Source organism: Streptomyces sp. STR69 (assembly GCF_024519455.1).
Taxonomy (GTDB): Bacteria; Actinomycetota; Actinomycetes; order Streptomycetales; family Streptomycetaceae; genus Streptomyces.
The window spans coordinates 88,860-108,471 of record NZ_JALJRY010000029.1 but is presented as its reverse complement, the minus strand read 5'-3'; the positions used below and the strand labels follow the sequence as shown (position 1 = coordinate 108,471).

Here is a 19,612-nt window from a genome sequence, read left to right as displayed (position 1 = left end):
GGGGGGGGCTCCCGCCACCACGAGCAGCGGCAGCCGTTCCAGGTCGCGCAGGTCGGCCCCGGGCACCCACTCCTCGCGCAGCCCGGCACGCGGCGCGACCCACACCGCCGCCATCGCCCGCTCGGCCAGTTGCCGACGCAACTCGCGCCCGGCTGCCGGGTCCCAGCCGAGAGCCTCGGCGACCACCGAGTTGCGCTCGGGCGCGCCCACCGCGATCCGGAAGTCCGGGAGATTGGAGTCCACTTCGAGGTCCCCGTAGCGCGGACCGCCCGCGATCGTCGAGGTCGCGGTGACCCCGACGCGGACCAGGGCCGCCGCGAGCGCGGCACCGAGTTCACCGGCCTCGTCCCAGTCGGCGTAGACGAGTTCGGCGACCCCGATCGACCGGTGGCCGAGCAGCCGGCCCGACTCGTCGTGCACCGCGACCCGCGCGGTGGACCCGAGCCCGAACCAGGTGTTCGCCGGGTTGTCGAGCGTCCACGGGAACTCCTCGCTGTCCACCTCGACGAACCCGAACCCGCGCCCGATCACCGCGTCGGCCACCTCGTGCACGGGCAGTCCACCCGTCACGTCGGACGGCCAGCGCACCCTGATCAGCCGGTCGGCGCCGTCGTAGCCGTCGATCGTGGTCGTCACGTCCAGGCGTGGCACCCCCGTCCAGAGGGTCAGTCGCTGGGTGTACCGGAACAGCCCGAGGTCGGCGGTGACGGTGATCCGCGAACCGGCGGGGGAGTGCTGGACATCGATGTCGGCGGTGACGTCCCGGCTGCGGGCGGCGGTGGTTCCGGTGGGGGTGAGGTGCCAGGGGCCCTCGCCGAACCGCGGGTGGCGCGCGTACTCCTCCTGTACGACGAGTTCGTTGCCGATGTCACCCGCGCGCAGCAACTCCCGGCCCTCCTCGGCCAGTTCGCGCAGGCTGCTGACGCCGCCGCCGCGCGCGGGGTCGACCGTCACCTCGTAGAACTCGTTGCGGATGGTGAGGCCTTCGCCGGGCGTCCACTCGGGTACCGAACCCTCCGCGAGCGGGAGGGCCTTGAGGCCCATGCCGGGTACGTCCGGTACGACGAGCCGGAGTTGGTCGCCCTCGCGCACGGCGGGGAGGGGCAGGCCGGTGTCGTCGAGGGGGACCAGGCCGGGGTCGGCGACGGTCAGCACGTCGCGGCGCTCCCAGGTCGCCGAGTTGAACACCACCAAGTCGTCGGTCGCGCCCGGGAGTTGGGCGACCTTCCCGGCGATGGCCGCCGTCGCGTCGGCGTGCACCGTCTCCGCCAGGTCGTACAGCTCGCGCCAGCCGGTCATCAGGTCGATGTACACCTGGTCCGACTCGGAGCCGGTGATCGCGTCGTGGTGGGCGCCGTAGATGAGCTGCCGCCAGGCCTTGTCCAACGCCGCGTCCGGATAGGGGTGTCGGGCCACGAGCGAGGCGAGCGTCGCCCAGGCCTCGGCGTCGGCGAGGAGGGTCTCGCCGTGGCGCTGGGCCTGCTTGGTGTCGATGTACGAGACGTCCTTGCCGGTGTAGACCGGGTTCATGTCCCGGGTCTGCGGCGACGCCTTGCGTCCCTCCTCGGCCAACTCGGCGCGGACGGCCGCGAAGAAGTCCCGGGGGATCGCGCTGACGAAGCGCGGCCAGACGTAACGGGCGTTCCAGTCACGGTGGATGTCCATCACCCAGCGGCACGGCGGCGCGTAGTCACCGCCGACCGGCAGCAGCACATTGCGGGTGAGCGCGACCTTCTTGAGTCCCCGGAACAGCTTCAGCGCCGCCGCTTCGGCCTCGGGGAGCGTGGGCGCGTTGTCGATGGCCCAGCCGGCGCCGTAGTGGTTGACCATGTAGGCGGTGAGCAGCCCGCGCCCGGAGGGGGCGATCCAGCTGAACTCGGCCGGGAACTGCATGCGTTGGGGATCGCGCGGCTCCTCGCCGAAGACGGAGAGCGTCGGCCCCCACTGGTGGAACGGTCCGCGCGCCCACGAGCTGGAGGAGACTCCCGCGTCCGCCATGAGCCCGGGGAACTGCGGGTCGTGCCCGAACGCGTCGAGCTGCCAGGCGGTTTCGGGTGAGGCTCCCAGGATGCCGCGCTGAAAGCCGTCCCCGTACAGGGCGTTGCGCACGGTCGCCTCGGCGCCGGTGAGGTTGGTGTTCGGCTCGTTGTACGTGCCGCCCATGATCTCGACCCGGCCGGTGCGGATCAGCTCGCGCAGAAAGGCGCGTTCCTCGGGGAAGGCGTCCCAGTAGGGCTTGAGGTAGTCGACCTCGGCGAGGACGAAGGTGTACGCCGGGTCGCGGCGGGCCAGGTCGCAGTGGGCCCGGACGAGGCTCATGCCGGACTGGCCGCGCGAGTCGAAGGTGCGGGCGGGGAGACCCGTGGTGGCCGGGTCGTCGGCGACGTCCCAGGTCTCGGTGTAGGCGCCCTGGGTGTTCCACCAGACGGGGTCGTAGTGGAAGTGACTGACCATGAACATGGTCCAGCCGGGTTCGGCGGCCGTGAACTCGGTGCTGTACGTGGCCAGTTGGCCGCCGTCGGCCGCCGTCACCTCGATTGCGCACCGCTCGCCGGGCGCGAGGCCGCAGGCCACGGGTATCTCGGCGCGTGCGGTGCCGTCCTCGCCGACGACCGTCTCCGCGCTGCCGTGCAGGCCCGGACCCTCGACCGTGAGGCGCACCGGCCGGCCGGGGACATGGGCGAGTTCGACGGCCACCACCTGGAGCGGATGCTCGGCGGTACCGGCGAACAGCTCGGTCGACAGGGCAGCGGTGACGCGCATGGGTCTCCTACCAGAGGCTCGGCGGAGCGCCCATCCTGACATCGCGAAGATGATTCAAACAACCATCCCCGCGTAACTTCGGTGGTTCATCCATGCAGACTCGGCCGAGATCGTGGGCCGGTCCGGGTTCAGATCACCGGCCCCTGCGGGACTTCACCGTGTGCTCCCCGGCGATGTGGTCGGTGAGGGCCAGCGAGGCGCTCGCGCGCTGGTAGGAGAGCTGCGCGATGCGGACGTAGAGGCAGTCGATGAGGACCAGCACCGAGTGGCGGGCGCCGATGATGCCGGTGGGGAAACTGGTCGCCGAGGACGAGGAGATGAGCCGGATGTCGGCGGCGCGGGCGAGTGCGGAGCGCGGATCGGAGGTGAGGGCGATGGTGGTGGCGCCGCGCTCCTTGGCGAGTTCGAACGGTTCGATGGTCTCGCGCGTCGAACCCGAGTGGGAGATACCGATGGCGACGTCCGCCGGGGTGAGCAGCGCGGCGGAGGTGGCGGCGGCGTGCACCTCGGTCCAGCCGCGCACCGCGCAGCCGATGCGGAACAGCCGGGTCTCGGTCTCCTGGGCGACCGCCCCGCTGCCGCCGATGCCGTAGACGTCGATGCGCCGGGCGCGGGCGGCGGCGGTGGCCGCGCGCTCCACCGCGTCGAGGTCGATCCGGTCGATGGTCTGCTGCACCGCGCGCAGGTCCGCGCTGCCCACGACCTGCACGACCCGCTCCAGATCGTCGTCCGGGGAGATGTCCGGGCCGATCTCGGCGGTGCCCCAGTCGGACACCTCGCCGCGCCCGCGCTCCTGGGCCAGTTCGATCAGCAGATGCTGGTACGAGTCGAGGCCCACCGCGCGGCAGAACCGGGTCACCGTCGCCTGCGAGGTACCGGTGCGGCGGCCCAGCTCGGCGGCCGAGCAGTGGGTGACGGCGGCCGGATCCTCCAGGATCAGCTCGCCGACCTTCCGCAACGAGCCCGCCAGCCGGGGCAGCTCCGTGCGGATGAGGGTGGTGACGTCTGTCGGGGGCATGTGGAGAAGGTATCAGCCACCCCAGAGGCCTTCGATTGAATACCAGGACCGCGTGTGATTTATTGATTCATTGATCGGGAAAGAATAGGTGGTTTGATCCACCGGTGGGGAGTAGCGTGTGTCCGCCGAGTCCGTGAGTGCCGAGATCTTCGCGCGCGAGAGCCTGGCCGTCCTCCAGCACATCACCGAATCCAGCCGCGAGACCGTGTCCCGCGCCGCCGCACTGATCGCGGACTGCGTCCGCACGAACGGCGTCATCCAGGCCTTCGGCACCGGCCACTCCCAGGCCATGGTCCTCGAACTCGCGGGCCGCGCCGGGGGTCTGGTGCCCACCAACCGCCTGAGCATCGCCGACCTCGTCCTCTACGGCGGCGACGCCCCGAGCGTGCTCGACGACCCGCTGCTGGAGCGGCAGGCCGGAGTCGCCGACCGGCTCTACGACCTGGCCGCGCCCCACCCGCAGGACCTCTTCGTCATCGTCTCCAACTCCGGTGTCAACAAGGTGATCGTGGAAATGGCCCTGCGGGTGAAGGAGCGCGGACACCGCCTCCTCGCCATCACCTCGCTCGCCCACACCCACGCCGTCCCCGCCGGTCACCCCAGCGGCAAGAAGCTCGTCGACCTCGCGGACGTCGTCCTCGACAACGCGGCCCCGCGCGGCGACGCCCTCCTCGAACTCCCGGGCGGGGGTGCCGTTTGCGCCCTCTCCACGCTCACCGGCGCGATGCTCGTGCAGCTGACGGTGGCGGAGGCGGCGGCCCAGCTCCTCGCCTCGGGCGACCGGCCGCCCGTGTACGTCTCGGCCAATGTGCCGGGCGGCTTCGAGGGCAACCTGGAGCTGGAGAAGCGGTACGCGGGGCGAATTCGCCGTACCGCGAGCTGAGTTCAGGGTCTGTGGACGAGCGGCCGGAGCCCCCGGAACCGGGCCGCGACCGCTCGTCGTCACCTGCGCCGCACTTGTCGGAACTCAGACGGGAATTGCTGGAATCACCGGCTGATGCTAGACGCGGTGAATGCATCATTCAATGGGGGCCAGCCGGTAGTCGACCCGTGCGCAGCACCGTCGGGCCCTCTTCCCTGTTGCGGTCGACCACGGCTCAGTCGCGCCGTGCCACCAGCCGGTACGCGTTCGACACCCTCAGCCGGTGCGACAGCCCCTTCACCACGAACCGGTCCAGCAGCGTGCCGAGGATCAGCGCCGGAATCCCCGCGATCAGCACCGCCGCCCGGAGCGTACGGGCCGGAGCGGACGGCGGCTTCGGCAGCCACGGGAGGTTGTCGCGGGGGGCGGCCGTGTCCAGCGCCAGCCAGGTGCCGGCGAGGAGGTCGACCGGGTCGTGCGGCTCCGCGTGCTGTTCCGCCACGACCGTGAAGCCGAGGTCCGTGAGACGGGCCCGCAGGTTCTCCACCGGGATGAAGTGCAGATGCTGGGGCTGGAGCCACGGCAGCCACCAGCGGCCCAGCAGGCGGGAGTAGCGGCTGTCGGGGTCCGGGACCTCGATCAGCAGGTGGCCGCCGGGGCGGACCGCCTGGTGTGCGGCGGCCAGTTCGCGTTCGGGCTCGGTGCTGTGCTCCAGGTAGTGGAACATGCTGACGACGTCGTAGTGGCCCGCGAGATTCGGGGCCAGTTCCGGGAAGCTGCCGCGATAGCCGCGCTCCACCCGCCCCGCCTGCTCGGCGAGTTCGGCTCCGTCCGTGAAGTCGAGGCCGTCGAAGGTCGTGCCCGGGTACACCGTGCGGGCCGACTCGCAGAAGTGGCCGTGCCCGGTGCCGACGTCCAGCCAGTTCTTGGGAGTCGGCGCGTGCGCGAGCAGTGACTCCGCTCGCTGCTCGTACATCTTGGTACGGGCCGCGAACGTGTTGCCCAACTGCTTCTCGCCCAGGCCGTCGTAGAAGTCCCGGTAGTAGAACTCCAGTCCCGCCGGACTCAGTCGGGGATTCTGGAACGTGTGTCGGCAGTCCTCGCAGCGGTCCAGGACGAAGGTGCCCGGCTTGTGCTGGATCAGATCCCTCGTGCGCAGCCGGGTCTTGAGCCGCGACGAGTCGCACCAGGGGCAGGTCTCGCGCCGGGGCTCGAAGAAGCGGTCCAGGCCGTCGGCCAAGTCGGCCTGGTAGACGGGCCGTAGAGCCGCTACCTGGTCGTTGCGGCTCGGGGCCTGGGGTTCGTCCTCGGTGCTCACGGGGTCTCCTTCGGGGACGCGCCGGTGGCCAGCTGTTCCAGGTGGGTGGCCGCCGCGCGGCTGCCTCCGGCCGCGCGGAACGCCGTACGGATACGGTCGGCGGCGGCGCGGTGGTCGGGTTCGTGGAGTACGGCGTCGATCGCCGCGCCCAGCTTCGGCGCGGTGACCCGGCCGAAGCGGACCCGGATGCCCGCGCCCGCGCCGGTGACCTGCCCGGCGATCACCGGCTGGTCGTCGCGGATGGGCGCCACGACGAGGGGGACGCCGTGCCACAGCGCCTCGCACACCGTGTTGTGCCCGGCGTGCGACACAACCGCGTCCGCCCTTTCGAGCAGCGGGAGTTGGGGGATCGAGGGGAGGACCAGGAGATCCTTGTCCTGGTCGTCGGGTGCGCCCAGCGCGCCGCCCGGATCCGCGATCACCGCCTGTACGCGGTCTGTTCGCGCCCGCAGCGCCGTCACGCACTCGGTGAGGAAGCGGGCGCCCACATCGCTGTTGGCGGTGCCGAGGCTGACCAGGACCAGGGAGCGGGCCGGGTCCAGCCAGTCCCAGGAGAAGTCCGGTGCGGCCGGGCGGGGCGCGATCGAGGGGCCGACCCAGCGGATCTGCTCGCCCTGCCGTGCTTCGGGGCCGACGAGTTCCGGGGTGCTGAACGCGAGCACCAGATGCGGCGAGAAGCGGGGGTCGGCGGTGCCGGACGGGTCGCCGAGGTCGGCGCGGAGCCGGTGCAGCAACTCGTCCAGCCAGAGGCCGACTTTGGGGATGCCGGCGAACACGTCGGTGAACTCGGCCGAGGTGGTCGCCGAGGTCGCCCACGGCAGACCGAGGCGTTCCGCCACCAGGCCGCCGGCCAGGGCCTGTTGGTCGGCGACGACCGCGTCCGGCCGGAACTCCTCGACAGCGGCGGTGACTCCGGGCGCCATCTGTTCGGCGAGTGGCGCGAGGAACGCCTCCCACAGGAACTTCAGCGCCTCGGGGCCACGGAGGTCCGGCGGCCGTACGCTCTCGCCCGTGCCCGGCACCGGACCGGCGCACGGGAACACCCGGGCCGACTCGCCGGCGAGCCGCCGTACGAGCGCGGGGTCGGCGCAGGCCCACGCCAACTCATGTCCCCTGGCGGCGAGTTCGGCCGCCACGCCCGTCGCCGGGTTGATGTGGCCCACCAACGGCGGTACGACGAACAGGAACCGGCTCACCGGACGGCCACCTCGGTCGCGCTCGCCTCCTGGATCAGCGAGAGGATGTGGCCGCCGACCGTGCCCGCCGCCTCCACCAGCACCGAGTGCTCGTGGCCGGGGACGACGACGGTCCGGCAGTCCGGCAGCACGGACTCCAGCCACGGGGCGAGCAGGGCGAGGTCGGAGTCGCCGCCGTAGACGCCGAGCACCGGGCAGCGCACCGCCCGGATCTGATCCTCCGTCAACACCTTGCTGGCCGGGATGTCCTGGGAGAGGGAGGTCTCCCGGGCCAGCCGGGCCGCGCCCTTCGCGAGGCGGGCGGTGTTGTGGCCGCGGTTCGCGCTGATCCAGGCGATCGCGTCGTCCTCGTTGTGCGCCAGCTCGTGCAGCACGCGGTCCAGGATGCCGCGGAGCTTCGGCGCCCAGGCATCCGTCGCCGGTTCCGACTCGATGAGGGAGACACTGGCGGCCCGCTCCGGATGGCGGGCCGCGTAGCCGAACGCGACTGTCCCGCCGTAGGAGTTGCCGACCAGATGGACCGGGCCGGTCACATCGAGGCGGTCGAGCAGCGCCTCCAGGTCGTCGATGTTGTCGTCGAGGGTGTAGCCGGTCGCCGGCCGCCCGCTGCGGCCGTGACCGCGCAGGTCGTACATGACGACGTCGACGCCCGCCAGCGCGAACGGCGGGGCGATGGTGAAGTAGTAGCTGGCCAGGCTGTCGGTGAGCAGACCGTGCACCAACACCGCGGTCGCCGTGGGTCGGCGGCCCTCGGGCGGGCTCATTCGCTGTACGTGCAGCCGGAGTTGACCGGTGTCGACCATCGCCATGGCTCAGCCCGCCTCTGCTGCCTTGAGGCTCTGCACGACGTACTCGACGAGCCGGCCGACGGTGAGTTCGATGATCTCGTCGAACTCCATCCCGGCCAGGAACTCGGCGAAGTTGACCTTCGTGCCGTAGTGCTCCTGGAGCAGCCCGGCCAGGGTCACCAGGTCGATGCTCTCCAGCTCCAGGTCGCGGTTGAAGGTCGTCGTCATGGTGATCTCGACGTCGTCGACGCCGTACTCGTCCTCCAGGAGCGCGGTCAGCATGCCGGTGAGGTCGGCGAGGACGGTGTCCTCGGTGGTGGGGGTCATCGGTCGTACTCCTCTTCGTGCGCGGGTCCCGTCGTCCAGGCCACGACATAGGTCCTGTCCGGCAGATTGGGGGGATTGCCGGCCGGCTCGCAGTGCACGGTGTAGGCGCGTTCCAGTCGCCCCGACACCAACAGCCGTGATCCGGAGACCACTTGGAAGACGGCGAAGTCGCGCGGCCGGCCACCGAAGCCGGTGCCCTCCGCCTTGGCGACCGCCTCCTTCGCCGCCCAGAAGCGGGTGAACCACAGCGCCTCCGACTCGCCGGACGGGACCAACTGGGCTCTTAGCAGGGCGAGTTCGTCTTCACCGAGAGCGGTGGCGAGGGTGGCGGGGGCGCGCTCGACGACTTCCTCGATGTCGATTCCGGGCCCGGGTCCGGGGGAGTGCGGCCGTACGATCGCGACGGCGGCCTCGGCGGCGTGGGCCAGCGAGACATCCAGCGGGGGCAGGGTGCGGCCGTGCAGGCCGGTGACGTACGGGCGGCCCGACTCGTCGTTGTGGACCCGGATCTCGGCCGGGAAGACGGGCCCCTCGCCGTGATCCCACAGCCACTGCCGTACCGCGTCCTTCAACGCGATCCGGCCCAGCAGCCACTGCCGGCGACCGCGCGGCGGATGTTCCGCGTACTGCGAACGCTCCATGCTGCTCAGGGAGTTGCGCATGATGAGGTCGCGGGAGGCGAGGTCGGGCCAGCGCTCGTTCAGCAGGGTCCGGCCGCCGGGGCGGGCCTCGGAGAGCGTGTTGCGTTCGGGGAAGCGCTCGACCGGCCTGGTCTGCGGGTCGTTGTCGAAACGCCGGTCCTGCCAGCCGGTCAGCTCCGCCCACACCACGCCGTCGACCGTGAGCTGTACGTCGGCTTCGAGCGCGGTGTCGGTGAGCGAGGTGATCCGCACCAGGCACTCCACCTCCGTCCCCGGGCGCGGATGGGGGCCGTAGAAGCGCATCTCGCGCATGCCGACCGGGAAGACGACGGTGCGTTCGGTGCGGGTCGACATGATCCAGTAGCCGAGGATCTGGCCCACGTTGTCGAGCAGGGAGCCCGGGGCGGGCGGGGTGGTGATCACGCCGCGTACGTGACGGTCGCCGATCGCGGTGAGTTCGGTGACGCCCTGGAACGCCGGACCGTGGAACATCCAGCGCTCGTCGTAGAGATGGGACGCCGTGTGGTCGGGGACGCGTTCGGAGACGGGGTCCGGGCGGGGGCGGGGCGGGGGCGACGGGGCGTGGGCGGGGGCCAGTTCGACCACACCGCGGGCGTGCGGGCCGAAGGAGACGGCGAGCCGGCCGGAGGCCTCGGTGACCACCCGCACCGGTACGTCGACCGACGGCGTCGCCGTCAGCCAGCGGTCGAACCGCGCGTCGTGCACGGCGACCGCCCGCATGCCGGGCGCGGTCCGCTCCGCCGCCTCGATGATGTGCTGCACGATCGTGGTGGCCGGGACCACCGGCCAACGGTCCGCCACATCCGGCCAGTCGGGGCGTTGCGGGAAGAAGCAGTGGTCCATGAGATAGGGCATGGACTCGGGTGAGACATGGACCGTGGTCTGCCATTCCCGGGGCGGAGCGGGCGGCTGCCGGGGTGGAGCGGGGAGGGTCGCCACAGTACGGCGGCTGCCCGCGGTGAGGAGTTGGGCGGCCGTGTCGGCGGTCTCGCGCATCAGGGCGTGCAGTTCGGCGGCGGCCGGGAAGCGGTCGGTGAGCGCGTCCAGGGGGGACGCGGCGGCACTCGTCGGGAGCGGTGTGCGCAGCTCCGCCCGCAGCTTCACCAGGCTCGGGGCGTCGAGGGACACGAGTGCCCCGTCCAGGTCGAGCCGTACCGGAGGCCGCTCCTGTCGGCGAGCCGGTTTCTGCGGGGCCAGTGTCAACGGATCCACCGTTGCGCCCGCCGCCCACAACGCCACTGCCACCCGCCGGAGTTGGGCGAGGCCGGAGCGGTGGGGCGAGTTGGCGGCGACGACCAGGTGATCGCGTCCGCCGAGCGTGGCGTCGATGAGAGAACCGAGTTGGCCGGTGCCGACCTGGACGAACGCGCGATGACCGGCGTCGTACATGGCCTCGACGAGCTGCCGGAAGCGCACGGGCTCCAGCAGATGGCGGACGAAGAGTTCACGGACCGCCTTCTCCTCCGAGGGATACGGCGAGGCGGTCGTCCCGGACCACAGGGGGACCGTCGGAGGATGCAGCCGGAAGCGGTTCGTGGCCTCCTCGATCGGCGCGAGGTAGGGCCTCAACATCGGTGTGTGGAAGCCGGATCGGAACGGCAGCACCTGGCTCAGGACGCCCTGCGCGCGGAAGGACCGCACGAACGCGTCCACCGCCTGGTCCGGCCCGCACACCATGGACTGGCCGGGTGCGTTGTCGTGGGAGAGGACGATCCCGGAGTCCGGCCACTCGGCGGCGAGCGCCGACAGCACACGCTCCGCGGGAGCCCCGATCGCGCCGAAGGCGAGCCCCGGCACCGTCACCGAGTCCGGGTCGAACGACTCCATGAAGTCGCTCACCTCGTCCGGCGAGTACACCCCGGCGGCCGTCATCGCCGTCCACTCACCGACACTGTGCCCGGCCACCGCGTCCGGCACGACACCCATCCGGCGCAGCGCGGCGTCCAACAGCCGCCCGACGCCGACGACATCGAAGCCGTGGCGGCCGACATCCCCCACCTGCGCGGGAGTTGCGGACCTGTTCTCGCGCAGTCCGAAGTGCGTGGCGACATCCTCGACCCGGGGCGCGAAGTCGCCCTCCAGGCCCGGGAAGACGAACGCCAGCCTGCCCCCGCCGGGCCCGAGCAGCGGGCTCGGCGTGAACCACACATCGCTGCGGCCCTGCCACGCCCGCCCCTTGGCAACCGCCCGGCGGGCCAGCGCCAGCCGCTTGGCGTCCGGGGCGACGATGCCCAGCCGGGAGCGGCCGGACAGGGGAGTGGTCGAGGCTGTGGCCAGTAGTGCGGAGTCGTCCGCGTCCAGCAGCGCGGCCAGCGCCTCGGGGCTGTCGGCGGCGAGGGTCAGCACGCGTTCCGGCTCGTCGACGACCACCGCCGACGCACGTGATGCGCGAGCCCCCGGCGCCTCCTCCAGTACGACATGCGCGTTGATGCCGCCGAACCCGAAGGCGTTCACCGCCGCCCGCCGCACCGGCTGTTCGGGCGTGGTCTCCCAGGGCGCCGCCTTCTCCAGCGGACGGAACCGGGTGGCCGCGAGCGCCGGATGCGGGTCGTCGCAGTGCAGGGTCGGCAGCAGCGTCCCGTGGTGCACGGCGAGCGCGGCCTTCACCAGCCCGGCCACACCGGCCGCGGGCATCGTGTGACCGATCATCGACTTCACGGAGCCGATGACCGCATCACCGTCGGGGCCGAACACCTCGGCGAGCGTGGCCAGTTCGGCCCCGTCGCCGGCGGGCGTCGCCGTGCCGTGCGCCTCCAGCAGACCGATCGAACCGGGCAGCGCCGGATCCAGCCCCGCCGCCTCCCAGGCCTGTCGTACGGCGTGGGTCTGGCCGGTCGAGTCGGGGTTGACGAGACTCGCGGCACGGCCGTCGCTGGACACACCGGTGCCCCGGATCACGGCGTAGATCCGGTCGCCGTCGCGTTCGGCGTCGGCGAGGCGCTTGAGGACGACGACTCCGGTGCCCTCGCCGATCAGGATGCCGTCGGCGTCCCGGTGGAAGGGGCGGATCCGCTGGCTGGGGGAGAGGGCGCGCAGCTGGGAGAACACGCTCCACAGGGTGATGTCGTGGCAGTGGTGGACGCCCCCGGCGAGCATCAAGTCGCAGCGCCCGGCGGCGAGTTCGGTCACCGCCTGGTCGACGGCGATCAGCGAGGACGCGCAGGCCGCGTCCACCGTGTACGCCGGGCCGCGCAGGTCGAGGCGGTTGGCGACCCGGGACGCCGCGAGGTTCGGTACGAGGCCGATGACGGACTCGGGACTGTCGGGGCCGAGCCGGTCGGTGAACGCGGTGCGGATCCGGTCGAGTTGGCCGGCGTCCAGGTCGGGCAGCAACTCGCCCAGCGTGCGGACGAGTTGGCCCGCCGTACGGACCCGCTGGTCGAGGCGGACCAGGCCGGGGGTGAGATAGCCGCCCCGGCCGAGAACCACGCCGACGCGATGCCGGTCGGGCAGTCGGGACTCGCCGCCCGCGTCGGCGAGGGCGGCGGCGGCCACATGGAGGGCGATGAGCTGGTCGGGTTCGGTGCCGGGCACCGAGTTCGGCATGATGCCGAACTGGGTGACCTCGACCTCGGCCAGTGTGTCGACGAAGCCGCCGCGCCGGCAGTACACCTGGTCGGCCACGGCCGGACCGCTCGCGGAGTCCGGCCGGTAGTAGTCGGCGTCCCAACGCCCGTCCGGGACCTCGCTGATGGCGTCCGTGCCGCTGAGCAGATTCCGCCAGTACGCGTCGAGGTCGGCGGCGCCGGGCAGCAGCACCGCCATTCCCACGATCGCGACCGGCACTTGACGGTCGGTCATGTCACCAGCCCGAGGCGGTGTAGACGACGGCTCCGGCCGACTCGTCGCCGAAGGCGAGCTCGCGCAGCAGGGCCGCGGTGCCCTCCTCGGGATCGATCAGCGAGATACCGCGCCGCGCGTACTCGCGTCCCAACTCCGGGGTGACCATGCCGTGGTGACCGCCGGTGGGCGCCCACGGACCCCAGTGCACGGTCAGCGCCCGGTGCCCGGTGCGCGCGGACCAGGCCGTGCCGAGGCTTTCCAGGGCGTCGTTGGCCGCCGCGTAGTCGACCTGCCCGCGATTGCCGAGCACGGCCGAGATGGAGCCGAACAGGACCGCGAAAGCAGGGCCGTTGGGCAGTTGCTCCAGCGCCGACAACAGGGTCTCGGCGCCGTGCGTCTTGGTGCCGTAGACCCGCTGGAAGGACTCGGTGGTCTTCTCGGCGATCAGCCGGTCCTCGATGACCCCGGCCGCGTAGACGACACCGTCGAGCCGGCCGTGTTCGGCGTGGATCTCCTTGACCGCCTGGAGCGCCGCGTCCGGTTCGCGGAAGTCGACGGAGTGGTAGCGGGCCTGGCTGCCGAGGGCAGCGAGTTCGTCCAGGGTCGCCGTGATCTCCCGCTGGGCGAGCAGGAGTTCGGCGGTGCGGTTGATCTCGGCCGGTGTGCGTCCGCCCTGGCCCGCGAGGGCCGCGCGCAGTTCGGCCGGGGTGCGGGCTCCTGCGGTCGCCGGGTCCTCGGGTCCGGCCGGCGCGGCCGTCCTGCCGAGGAGTTCGATACGGCACCGGGAGGCCGCGGCGAGCGCGACGGCGAACTTCGCGGTGATGCCCCGCGCGCCACCCACCAGCAGTACCACCGCGTCACGGTCGAGGCCGATGGCGGCGGCCTCGGCGACCCCGTCACCGGCCGGCCCGGCACCGTTGGTCGCGAGCGCGCCGAGCGGAGTCTCGACCAGCTCAAGTCCGTGCCGTCCGACGGCTGTTCGCAGTACGACCGGCTCGTGGCCGGGCGCCAGCAGCTCGGCGAGCAGCGCGTCGGCGACGGCGGCCGGTGCCGTGTCCGTCACCTCGACGACCCGGGCGACGGTGTCCGGATACTCGCGCGCCACCGTACGGAACAGCCCGTGCAGGCCCGCCGATCCGTTCTCCGCCCCCTGTACGGCGATCAGTTGGCGCGGGCCCCGGCGCAGGGCGGCCTGGAACACGGGGAACGCTTCGGGCAGCACCGGCGCCGCCGCGGTGAGCGGTGCGAGATACAGGACGCCGTCCACCTGGCCGTCCGAGTCGGTGAGTTGGTGCTCGGGGTCGACGACCAGCGCCTCGGCACCGTACGAGGCGAGCCGGGCCACGACGGCCTCCGCGCCCTCGCCGTCGCCGTACAGGACGAACCGCCGTCCGCCCAGCACGGACGCCGGGTCCGCCGGGTTGTCGCCGTCCTGGTGCGCGAGCGGCACAGGCCGCAACTGGAGCCGCTTGGGCGCCGCACCGGCGACCTCGTCCTGCTCCTGCGGGGCGCTGTCGGCCGGGGCCGCGTCGGCCGCCGGAGCGGACTCCGTCAGGCGGGCCGCCAGCCAGCCGGTGACCGAGGCCGCCGTACGGGCCTTCGCCAGGTCCTCCAGCTCGGCGTCGTCGAGCGAGGCGATGTCCGCGCCGCCGCCGATGCCCAGCCGCTGGGCCAGCTCACCCGCGATCTCGGCCCGCTTGATGGAGTCGATGCTGAGGTCCGCCTCCAGGTCGAGGTCGGGCTCGATCATGTCGACGGGATAGCCGGTGCGTTCGCTGATGATCTCCAGCACGACCCGCAGCACATCGTCCTCGGTGACGGCCTCGGGCGCCGACTCCGGCTGTGCAGTGGGCTGTTGGGCGACCGGAGTCTCGACGGCGGCCGGCAGGGCGGGCAGCTGCGGGAGCGCCTCGACCACGGCGGGCGCCGGTGCGGGAATCCAGGTCCCCTGGGGCACCGTCGCCTGCGTCGCGCCGAAGTAGGTCAGCAGCACGTCCCGTTGCGCGGCCACCATCTCCCGGCTGGTGCGCAGGAATTCGGAGATGAGCGCGTCCCTGTTCGCCTCGACGGGGGCGCCGCCCTGAGGGTTCGTCGTCACAGTCGTCTCCACAACACGTCGGGCCGGTGCGAGGGCACCGGGGAGGAGTTCTCCGGCGGCGGTGCGGACCAGCTGTCCGTCGACCGTCCAGCCGGGCCGCTTGGGCACAGGAGTCCGGGCCGCGTCGACGGCGTCGCGCCCGTTGAACAGCCATCCGGTGCGCACCGGCAGCCCCGCGACGGCCAGTTGGGCCAGTGCGTCGAGCCAGCCGCGCAGCCCGCTGTCCTGCCGGGGCTCGCACGCGACCGTGCGGTGCGGACGCTCCCCGAGGATCTGGGCGACCAGCCGGGTCAGCACCGAGCCGGGGCCCGCCTCGACGAAGACCCGCGCCCCCGCCTCGTACATCGCCTCGATCTGCGCGACGAAGCCGACCGGCGCCCCGATCTGCGCGGCGAGTTCGGCCCGGACCGCGTCGGCGTCCTCGCCGTACGGGGCCGCCGTGCGGTTGGACCACACGGGGAACTCGGGTGTGAGCACCGCCTGTTGGGCGAGGGCCTGGGCGAACCGTTCGCCCGCTCCGGCCACCAGCGGGCTGTGGAAGGCACAGGCGACGGGGATGCGCTTCGCACCGAGACCGGCCTCGCGCAGCAGCCCTACGGCCTCCGCGACCGCCTCCGTCGGGCCCGAAATCACCGTCTGGCGGGGCGAGTTGTGGTTGGCGACGACGACCGAGTCGGGTGCGCCCGCCGTCTTCAGGGCCTGCTCGACCTCCTCGGCACCGGCCGCGACGGCGGCCATGGTGCCCGGGTCGTCGGCGCCGGTGGCGTCGAGGATCGCCGCCGCGCGTTCCGCGCTCAGCTGCAGCAGCGCTTCCGGCGCGATGGCGCCGGCCGCGCACAGGGCGACCAGCTCGCCGTAGCTGTGCCCGGCCGCCATGTCGGGCCGCACGCCCGCCTCGGTGAGCAGCGCGTGGGCGGCGAGTCCCGCGATGCCCAGGGCGGGCTGGGCGACCCGGGTGTCCGTCAGACCGGCCTGCTGGCGGTCGCGGGCGGTGTCGTCGAAGGCGGTCGGCGGATAGAGCGCGTCCGCGTGGTCGCGGCCGAGGTGCAGATAGTGCTGCAGCTCGGGGAAGGCGATGAACACGTCGGCGAGCATCCCGGGCCGCTGACTGCCCTGACCGGGGAAGAGGAAGGCGACCTGGCCGGCGTCCTCCTGGAGGTCGGCCGCGTGGATTCCCGAAGCGGGATCGTGCTCGCCTTCGAGGGCCCGCCGCAGCTGTCCGGCCAACTCCTCGACATCCGTGGCCACGACGGCCACCTGCACCGGCTCGTGCCGGGCGTCGGAGCGGCGGGACGCGCTGAGGGCGAGGTCGCGCAGCTTCCAGGAACCCGTCTCGGCGAGCTTCAGGGTCTCCTCGATGCTCCGGCGCGCCGTGGCCCGGTCCGCTCCCCGGAAGGTGAACAGCTCGGCGGGCCACGCGTCCAGGCCCTGCGCGGGCGGTACGGCGTCCCCGTAGGCCTGGATCACCGTATGGAAGTTGGTGCCGCCGAAGCCGAACGCGCTGAGTCCCGCGACGCGTTCCTCGGCGGGAGCCGCCCAGGGACGGGGCCGGGCGTGGAAGACGAACGGGCTGCTGTCCTCCTTCCAGGCCGAGTTGGGCTGCTTCATGTGCAGGGTGGGCGGCTTGACCCCGGTGTAGAGGGACAGCACGGTCTTGATCAGACCGGCCAGTCCGGCGGCGCACTTCGTGTGCCCGATCTGCGACTTGACCGAGCCGAGCGCACAACTGCCCGTCTGGGCCCCGGACTCGGTGAACACCTCGCTGAGGATGGAGAGTTCGGTCCGGTCGCCGACGACCGTGCCGGTGCCGTGCGCCTCGACCAGACCGACCGTGGCGGGGGAGACGCCCGCGTTGCGGTACGCCCGCTCCAGCGCGGCCCGTTGTCCCTCGGGCCGGGGTGCCGTCAGGCCCAGTGAGCGGCCGTCGCTGGAACTGCCGACGCCCTTGATGACGCCGTAGATCCGGTCGCCGTCCCGCTCCGCGTCCGCGAGCCGCTTGAGGACCACGCAGGCGACACCCTCGCCGAGCGCGATGCCGTCCGCCGAGTCGTCGAAGGCACGCGAGCGGCCGGTCGGGGACAGGGCGTGCACGGAGGAGAAGAGGACGTAGTCGTTGATGCCGTTGTGCAGGTCGGCGCCCCCGCACAGCACGACATCGCTGGTGCCGCCCACGAGTTCCTTGCAGGCGACGTCGACGGCGGCCAGCGAGGACGCGCAGGCCGCGTCGACCGTGAAGTTGGCCCCGCCGAGGTCGAGCCGGTTGGCGATCCGGCCCGAGATGACGTTGGAGAGCATCCCGGGGAAGGAGTCCTCGGTGAGCGTGGGGAGTTGCTCCTCGATGCCCTGCGGGATCCTCCCGTAGTACGAGGGCAGTACGGCGCGCAGCGTGGTCGCGTTGGACAGGTCGCTCCCCGCCTCCGCGCCGAACACCACGGAGGTACGCGCACGGTCGAACTCCCGCCCCTTGTCGCCGTATCCGGCGTCCTCCAGGGAGCGCCGGGCCGCTTCGAGGGCCAGCAGCTGGACCGGTTCGATGCTGCCGAGGGAGGTCGGCGGGATGCCGTAGCGCAGCGGGTCGAAGGGGATGCGCGGCAGGAAGCCGCCCCACTTCGACGGGGTGGCGCCGCTCTTGTCGTCCGAGTAGTGCACGGCGGGGTCCCAGCGGTCGGCCGGGACCTCGCTCACCGCATCGCGTCCGCCGAGGATGTTCGCCCAGAACGTGGGCAGGTCGGGGGCCTGCGGGAACATGCAGGCCATGCCGATGACAGCGATGTCCAGCGGGGCGGGCGGCTCCGGCTCGGTCTGCTCCTCAATTCCCAGGAGAGCGCGGGTGGTTCGCGCGCCGGCGGCCAGGAAGTCGGCGGCCTCCTCGGTCACCGAGTGGTGCAGGGCGTCGACGGTGGTGGTCGCCGAACGCAGCACGGCGACCTCACCGGCCATGAACATCCCCTCGGCGAGCTGCCGTTGCTCGTCCACGGCGGCCAGCGTTCCGGCGGCGTCCCGCTCCACACCCTTGCTGGCGATGCGCAGCCGGCCGACGTTGAGCCGCTCCAGCCGCTCCCAGATCTGCCGGTCGGGCACACCCTGTTCACGCAACTGGGCTTCGAAGTCCAGGTAGTTGTCGCTGAAGGGGCTCGGGACGCAACGGGTGGCGTGGCCGGGTGCGGTCTCCAGGAGCGCGGTCCGCTTGGCTTCTATCACCTGTTCCTGGAAGAGCGGCTGGACCGCCCCGCACGACACGGCCTCCTCGGTGAACAGGTAGGCGGTGCCCATCAGCACGCCGACGGCCGCGCCGCGGGCGGTGAGCGGTGCGGCGAGGGCGGCCACCATCGCCGCCGAGCGGGCGTCGTGGACGCCGCCCGCGAAGAACACCTCGACCTGCTCGGCCGTACCCGCCTGGGCGGTCGCCAAGAAGTCTTCCAGTACGGCGAGTTGGGCCTCCCACAGCGGGAAGCTGCCGCGCGGCCCGACATGCCCTCCGCACTCGGAGCCCTCGAACACGAACCTGCGCACCCCCGCGTCCAGGAACTGCCGCAGCAGCCCCGGCGAGGGCACGTGCAGGAACGTGGAGATCCCGGCCCGCTCCAGCACCTCCGCCTGCGAGGGCCGTCCGCCCGCGATGATGGCGTGCGTGGGGCGCAGTTCCCGTACGGCGTCGAGCTGGGCGTTGCGCAGTTCCTCGGGCGCGAAGCCCAACACCCCGACTCCCCAGGGCCGTGTCCCCACGGTGGCACGGGTCTCGGCCAGTACCGTCCGCGACTGCCCGCCGCTCGCCAGCGCCAGCGCCACGAACGGCAGGGCACCGCCTCCGGCGACGGCCGCGGCGAACTCCGCCTGGTCGCTGACACGGGTCATCGGGCCCTGGGCAACGGGGAGTCGGGTGCCGAGCCGCCGGCTCATCGGCGAGCCGGCGCGCAAGGCTCCGGCCGGTGCTTCGTCCCGTATCGACTCCCGTACGGCGGCGGTCAGTTCACGCACCGTCCGGCCCACGTCGCCCCAGCGCTCCGCGAACCGCGCGGCGAGGAAGCCGTCCTGGCCGACCGGCAGCAGCTGGGTGCGCGGATCGCGGGCGCCGAGCAGTTCGGAGACCCGCTCGGCGGGCACCCGCGGGGCGTCCGGGCCCCGGCGCAGCAGCACCCGGTGACCGGCGACCACCGTGGTCTCGGAGCCGTCCATCGAGCGCAGCGCCGCAGCCGCCGCCTCCGGCAGCGCCGACTCGGCGAGCAGCGCCAGCTGGCTGTCCAGCACGACCCCGGCCGCGCCACCGGCCACCGCCGCGGCGGCCGTACGCGGGCCGATGCCGCCGCAGGCCCAGACCGGGACGGTCACACCGGGCTCGGCGAGCAGCCGCTGGAGCAGCACGAACGTGCTCAACTCGCCGATGCGGCCCCCGCTTTCGGCACCCCGGGCGATCAGCCCGTGCGCACCGGCGCGGACCGCCGCCAGCGCCTGGTCGGGATCGGTGACCTCGACCAGTACCCGGTGGGCGCCGATGACCTCGTCGACCCGCCACGGAGCGTCCACGGCGAGCACGACGGTGTCCGGGCCGCCGTCACCGGCCGTGGCGAGTTCCGAGGGGCCGATCCGGCAGTGGGCACCGACGCGTACCCCGAAAGGGCCAGGGGACCAGCGTCGGATTCGCGCCAGAGCCTCTCTGGATCTTCGGTCGCCAATTCCCAGGTCCAGTACGCCGAGCCCGCCGGCGCGGCTCACGGCCGCCGCGAGTCGGGCATCCGGTTCATGGAACGGCGTGATTCCAATGATCATTTCTGCGGCGCGCGCGACAGACGTCATGAT

General features: G+C 72.5%; 9 protein-coding genes. 1 reads left to right on the top strand and 8 read right to left on the bottom strand.

Annotated features, from left to right (window positions below):
• Window positions 1-2,763 (bottom strand): glycoside hydrolase (locus OC490_RS38740; RefSeq protein WP_262062732.1); only part of this gene is annotated, 2,763 nt, incomplete at its 3' end.
• A 133-nt stretch (window positions 2,764-2,896) separates the two neighbouring features.
• Window positions 2,897-3,781 carry a MurR/RpiR family transcriptional regulator gene (locus tag OC490_RS38735; protein ID WP_200713152.1) on the bottom strand — a complete coding sequence of 295 codons (885 nt, stop codon included), beginning with the start codon at window positions 3,779-3,781 and terminating at the stop codon, window positions 2,897-2,899.
• Between the two features lie 118 nt (window positions 3,782-3,899).
• Here OC490_RS38735 and OC490_RS38730 point away from each other — a divergent pair, with 118 nt between their 5' ends.
• Entirely contained in the window at window positions 3,900-4,664 is a 765-nt protein-coding gene (locus OC490_RS38730; RefSeq protein ID WP_262062731.1) for an SIS domain-containing protein, read from the top strand.
• A gap of 214 nt (window positions 4,665-4,878) precedes the next feature.
• Here the strand turns inward: OC490_RS38730 and OC490_RS38725 are convergent, their stop codons facing one another.
• From OC490_RS38725 to OC490_RS38700, 6 genes are read right to left on the bottom strand one after another with little or no spacing between them, the layout of a single operon-like run.
• Window positions 4,879-5,961: a class I SAM-dependent methyltransferase gene (locus OC490_RS38725; RefSeq protein WP_262062730.1), complete on the bottom strand. Its 1,083-nt coding sequence runs from the start codon at window positions 5,959-5,961 to the stop codon at window positions 4,879-4,881.
• The gene (locus OC490_RS38720; protein WP_262062729.1) at window positions 5,958-7,157 is read right to left on the bottom strand and encodes a glycosyltransferase; all 1,200 of its coding nucleotides are present in this window, start codon (window positions 7,155-7,157) and stop codon (window positions 5,958-5,960) included. The genes OC490_RS38725 and OC490_RS38720 overlap by 4 nt, the downstream gene beginning before the upstream one ends.
• Window positions 7,154-7,966, bottom strand: a complete 813-nt coding sequence (locus OC490_RS38715; protein WP_262062728.1) for an alpha/beta fold hydrolase — start codon at window positions 7,964-7,966, stop codon at window positions 7,154-7,156. Before OC490_RS38715 ends, OC490_RS38720 begins: the two co-directional genes overlap by 4 nt.
• 3 nt (window positions 7,967-7,969) lie before the next feature.
• Entirely contained in the window at window positions 7,970-8,272 is a 303-nt protein-coding gene (locus tag OC490_RS38710) for an acyl carrier protein (protein WP_019071397.1), read from the bottom strand.
• On the bottom strand, window positions 8,269-12,735 hold the full coding sequence (locus OC490_RS38705; RefSeq protein WP_262062727.1) for a beta-ketoacyl synthase N-terminal-like domain-containing protein: 4,467 nt from the start codon (window positions 12,733-12,735) through the stop codon (window positions 8,269-8,271). The genes OC490_RS38710 and OC490_RS38705 overlap by 4 nt, the downstream gene beginning before the upstream one ends.
• A gap of 1 nt (window position 12,736) precedes the next feature.
• Window positions 12,737-19,609 carry an SDR family oxidoreductase gene (locus tag OC490_RS38700; protein WP_410099229.1) on the bottom strand — a complete coding sequence of 2,291 codons (6,873 nt, stop codon included), beginning with the start codon at window positions 19,607-19,609 and terminating at the stop codon, window positions 12,737-12,739.
• Window positions 19,610-19,612 lie beyond the last annotated feature (3 nt).

Bases quoted from the DNA above. Each gene is read 5' to 3' on its own strand.
- OC490_RS38715 (WP_262062728.1), bottom strand. From the start codon at position 7,966: ATGGCGATGGTCGACACCGGTCAACTCCGGCTGCACGTACAGCGAATG.
- OC490_RS38710 (WP_019071397.1), bottom strand. From the start codon at position 8,272: ATGACCCCCACCACCGAGGACACCGTCCTCGCCGACCTCACCGGCATG.
- OC490_RS38705 (WP_262062727.1), bottom strand. From the start codon at position 12,735: ATGACCGACCGTCAAGTGCCGGTCGCGATCGTGGGAATGGCGGTGCTG.
- OC490_RS38735 (WP_200713152.1), bottom strand. From the start codon at position 3,781: ATGCCCCCGACAGACGTCACCACCCTCATCCGCACGGAGCTGCCCCGG.
- OC490_RS38700 (WP_410099229.1), bottom strand. From the start codon at position 19,609: ATGACGTCTGTCGCGCGCGCCGCAGAAATGATCATTGGAATCACGCCG.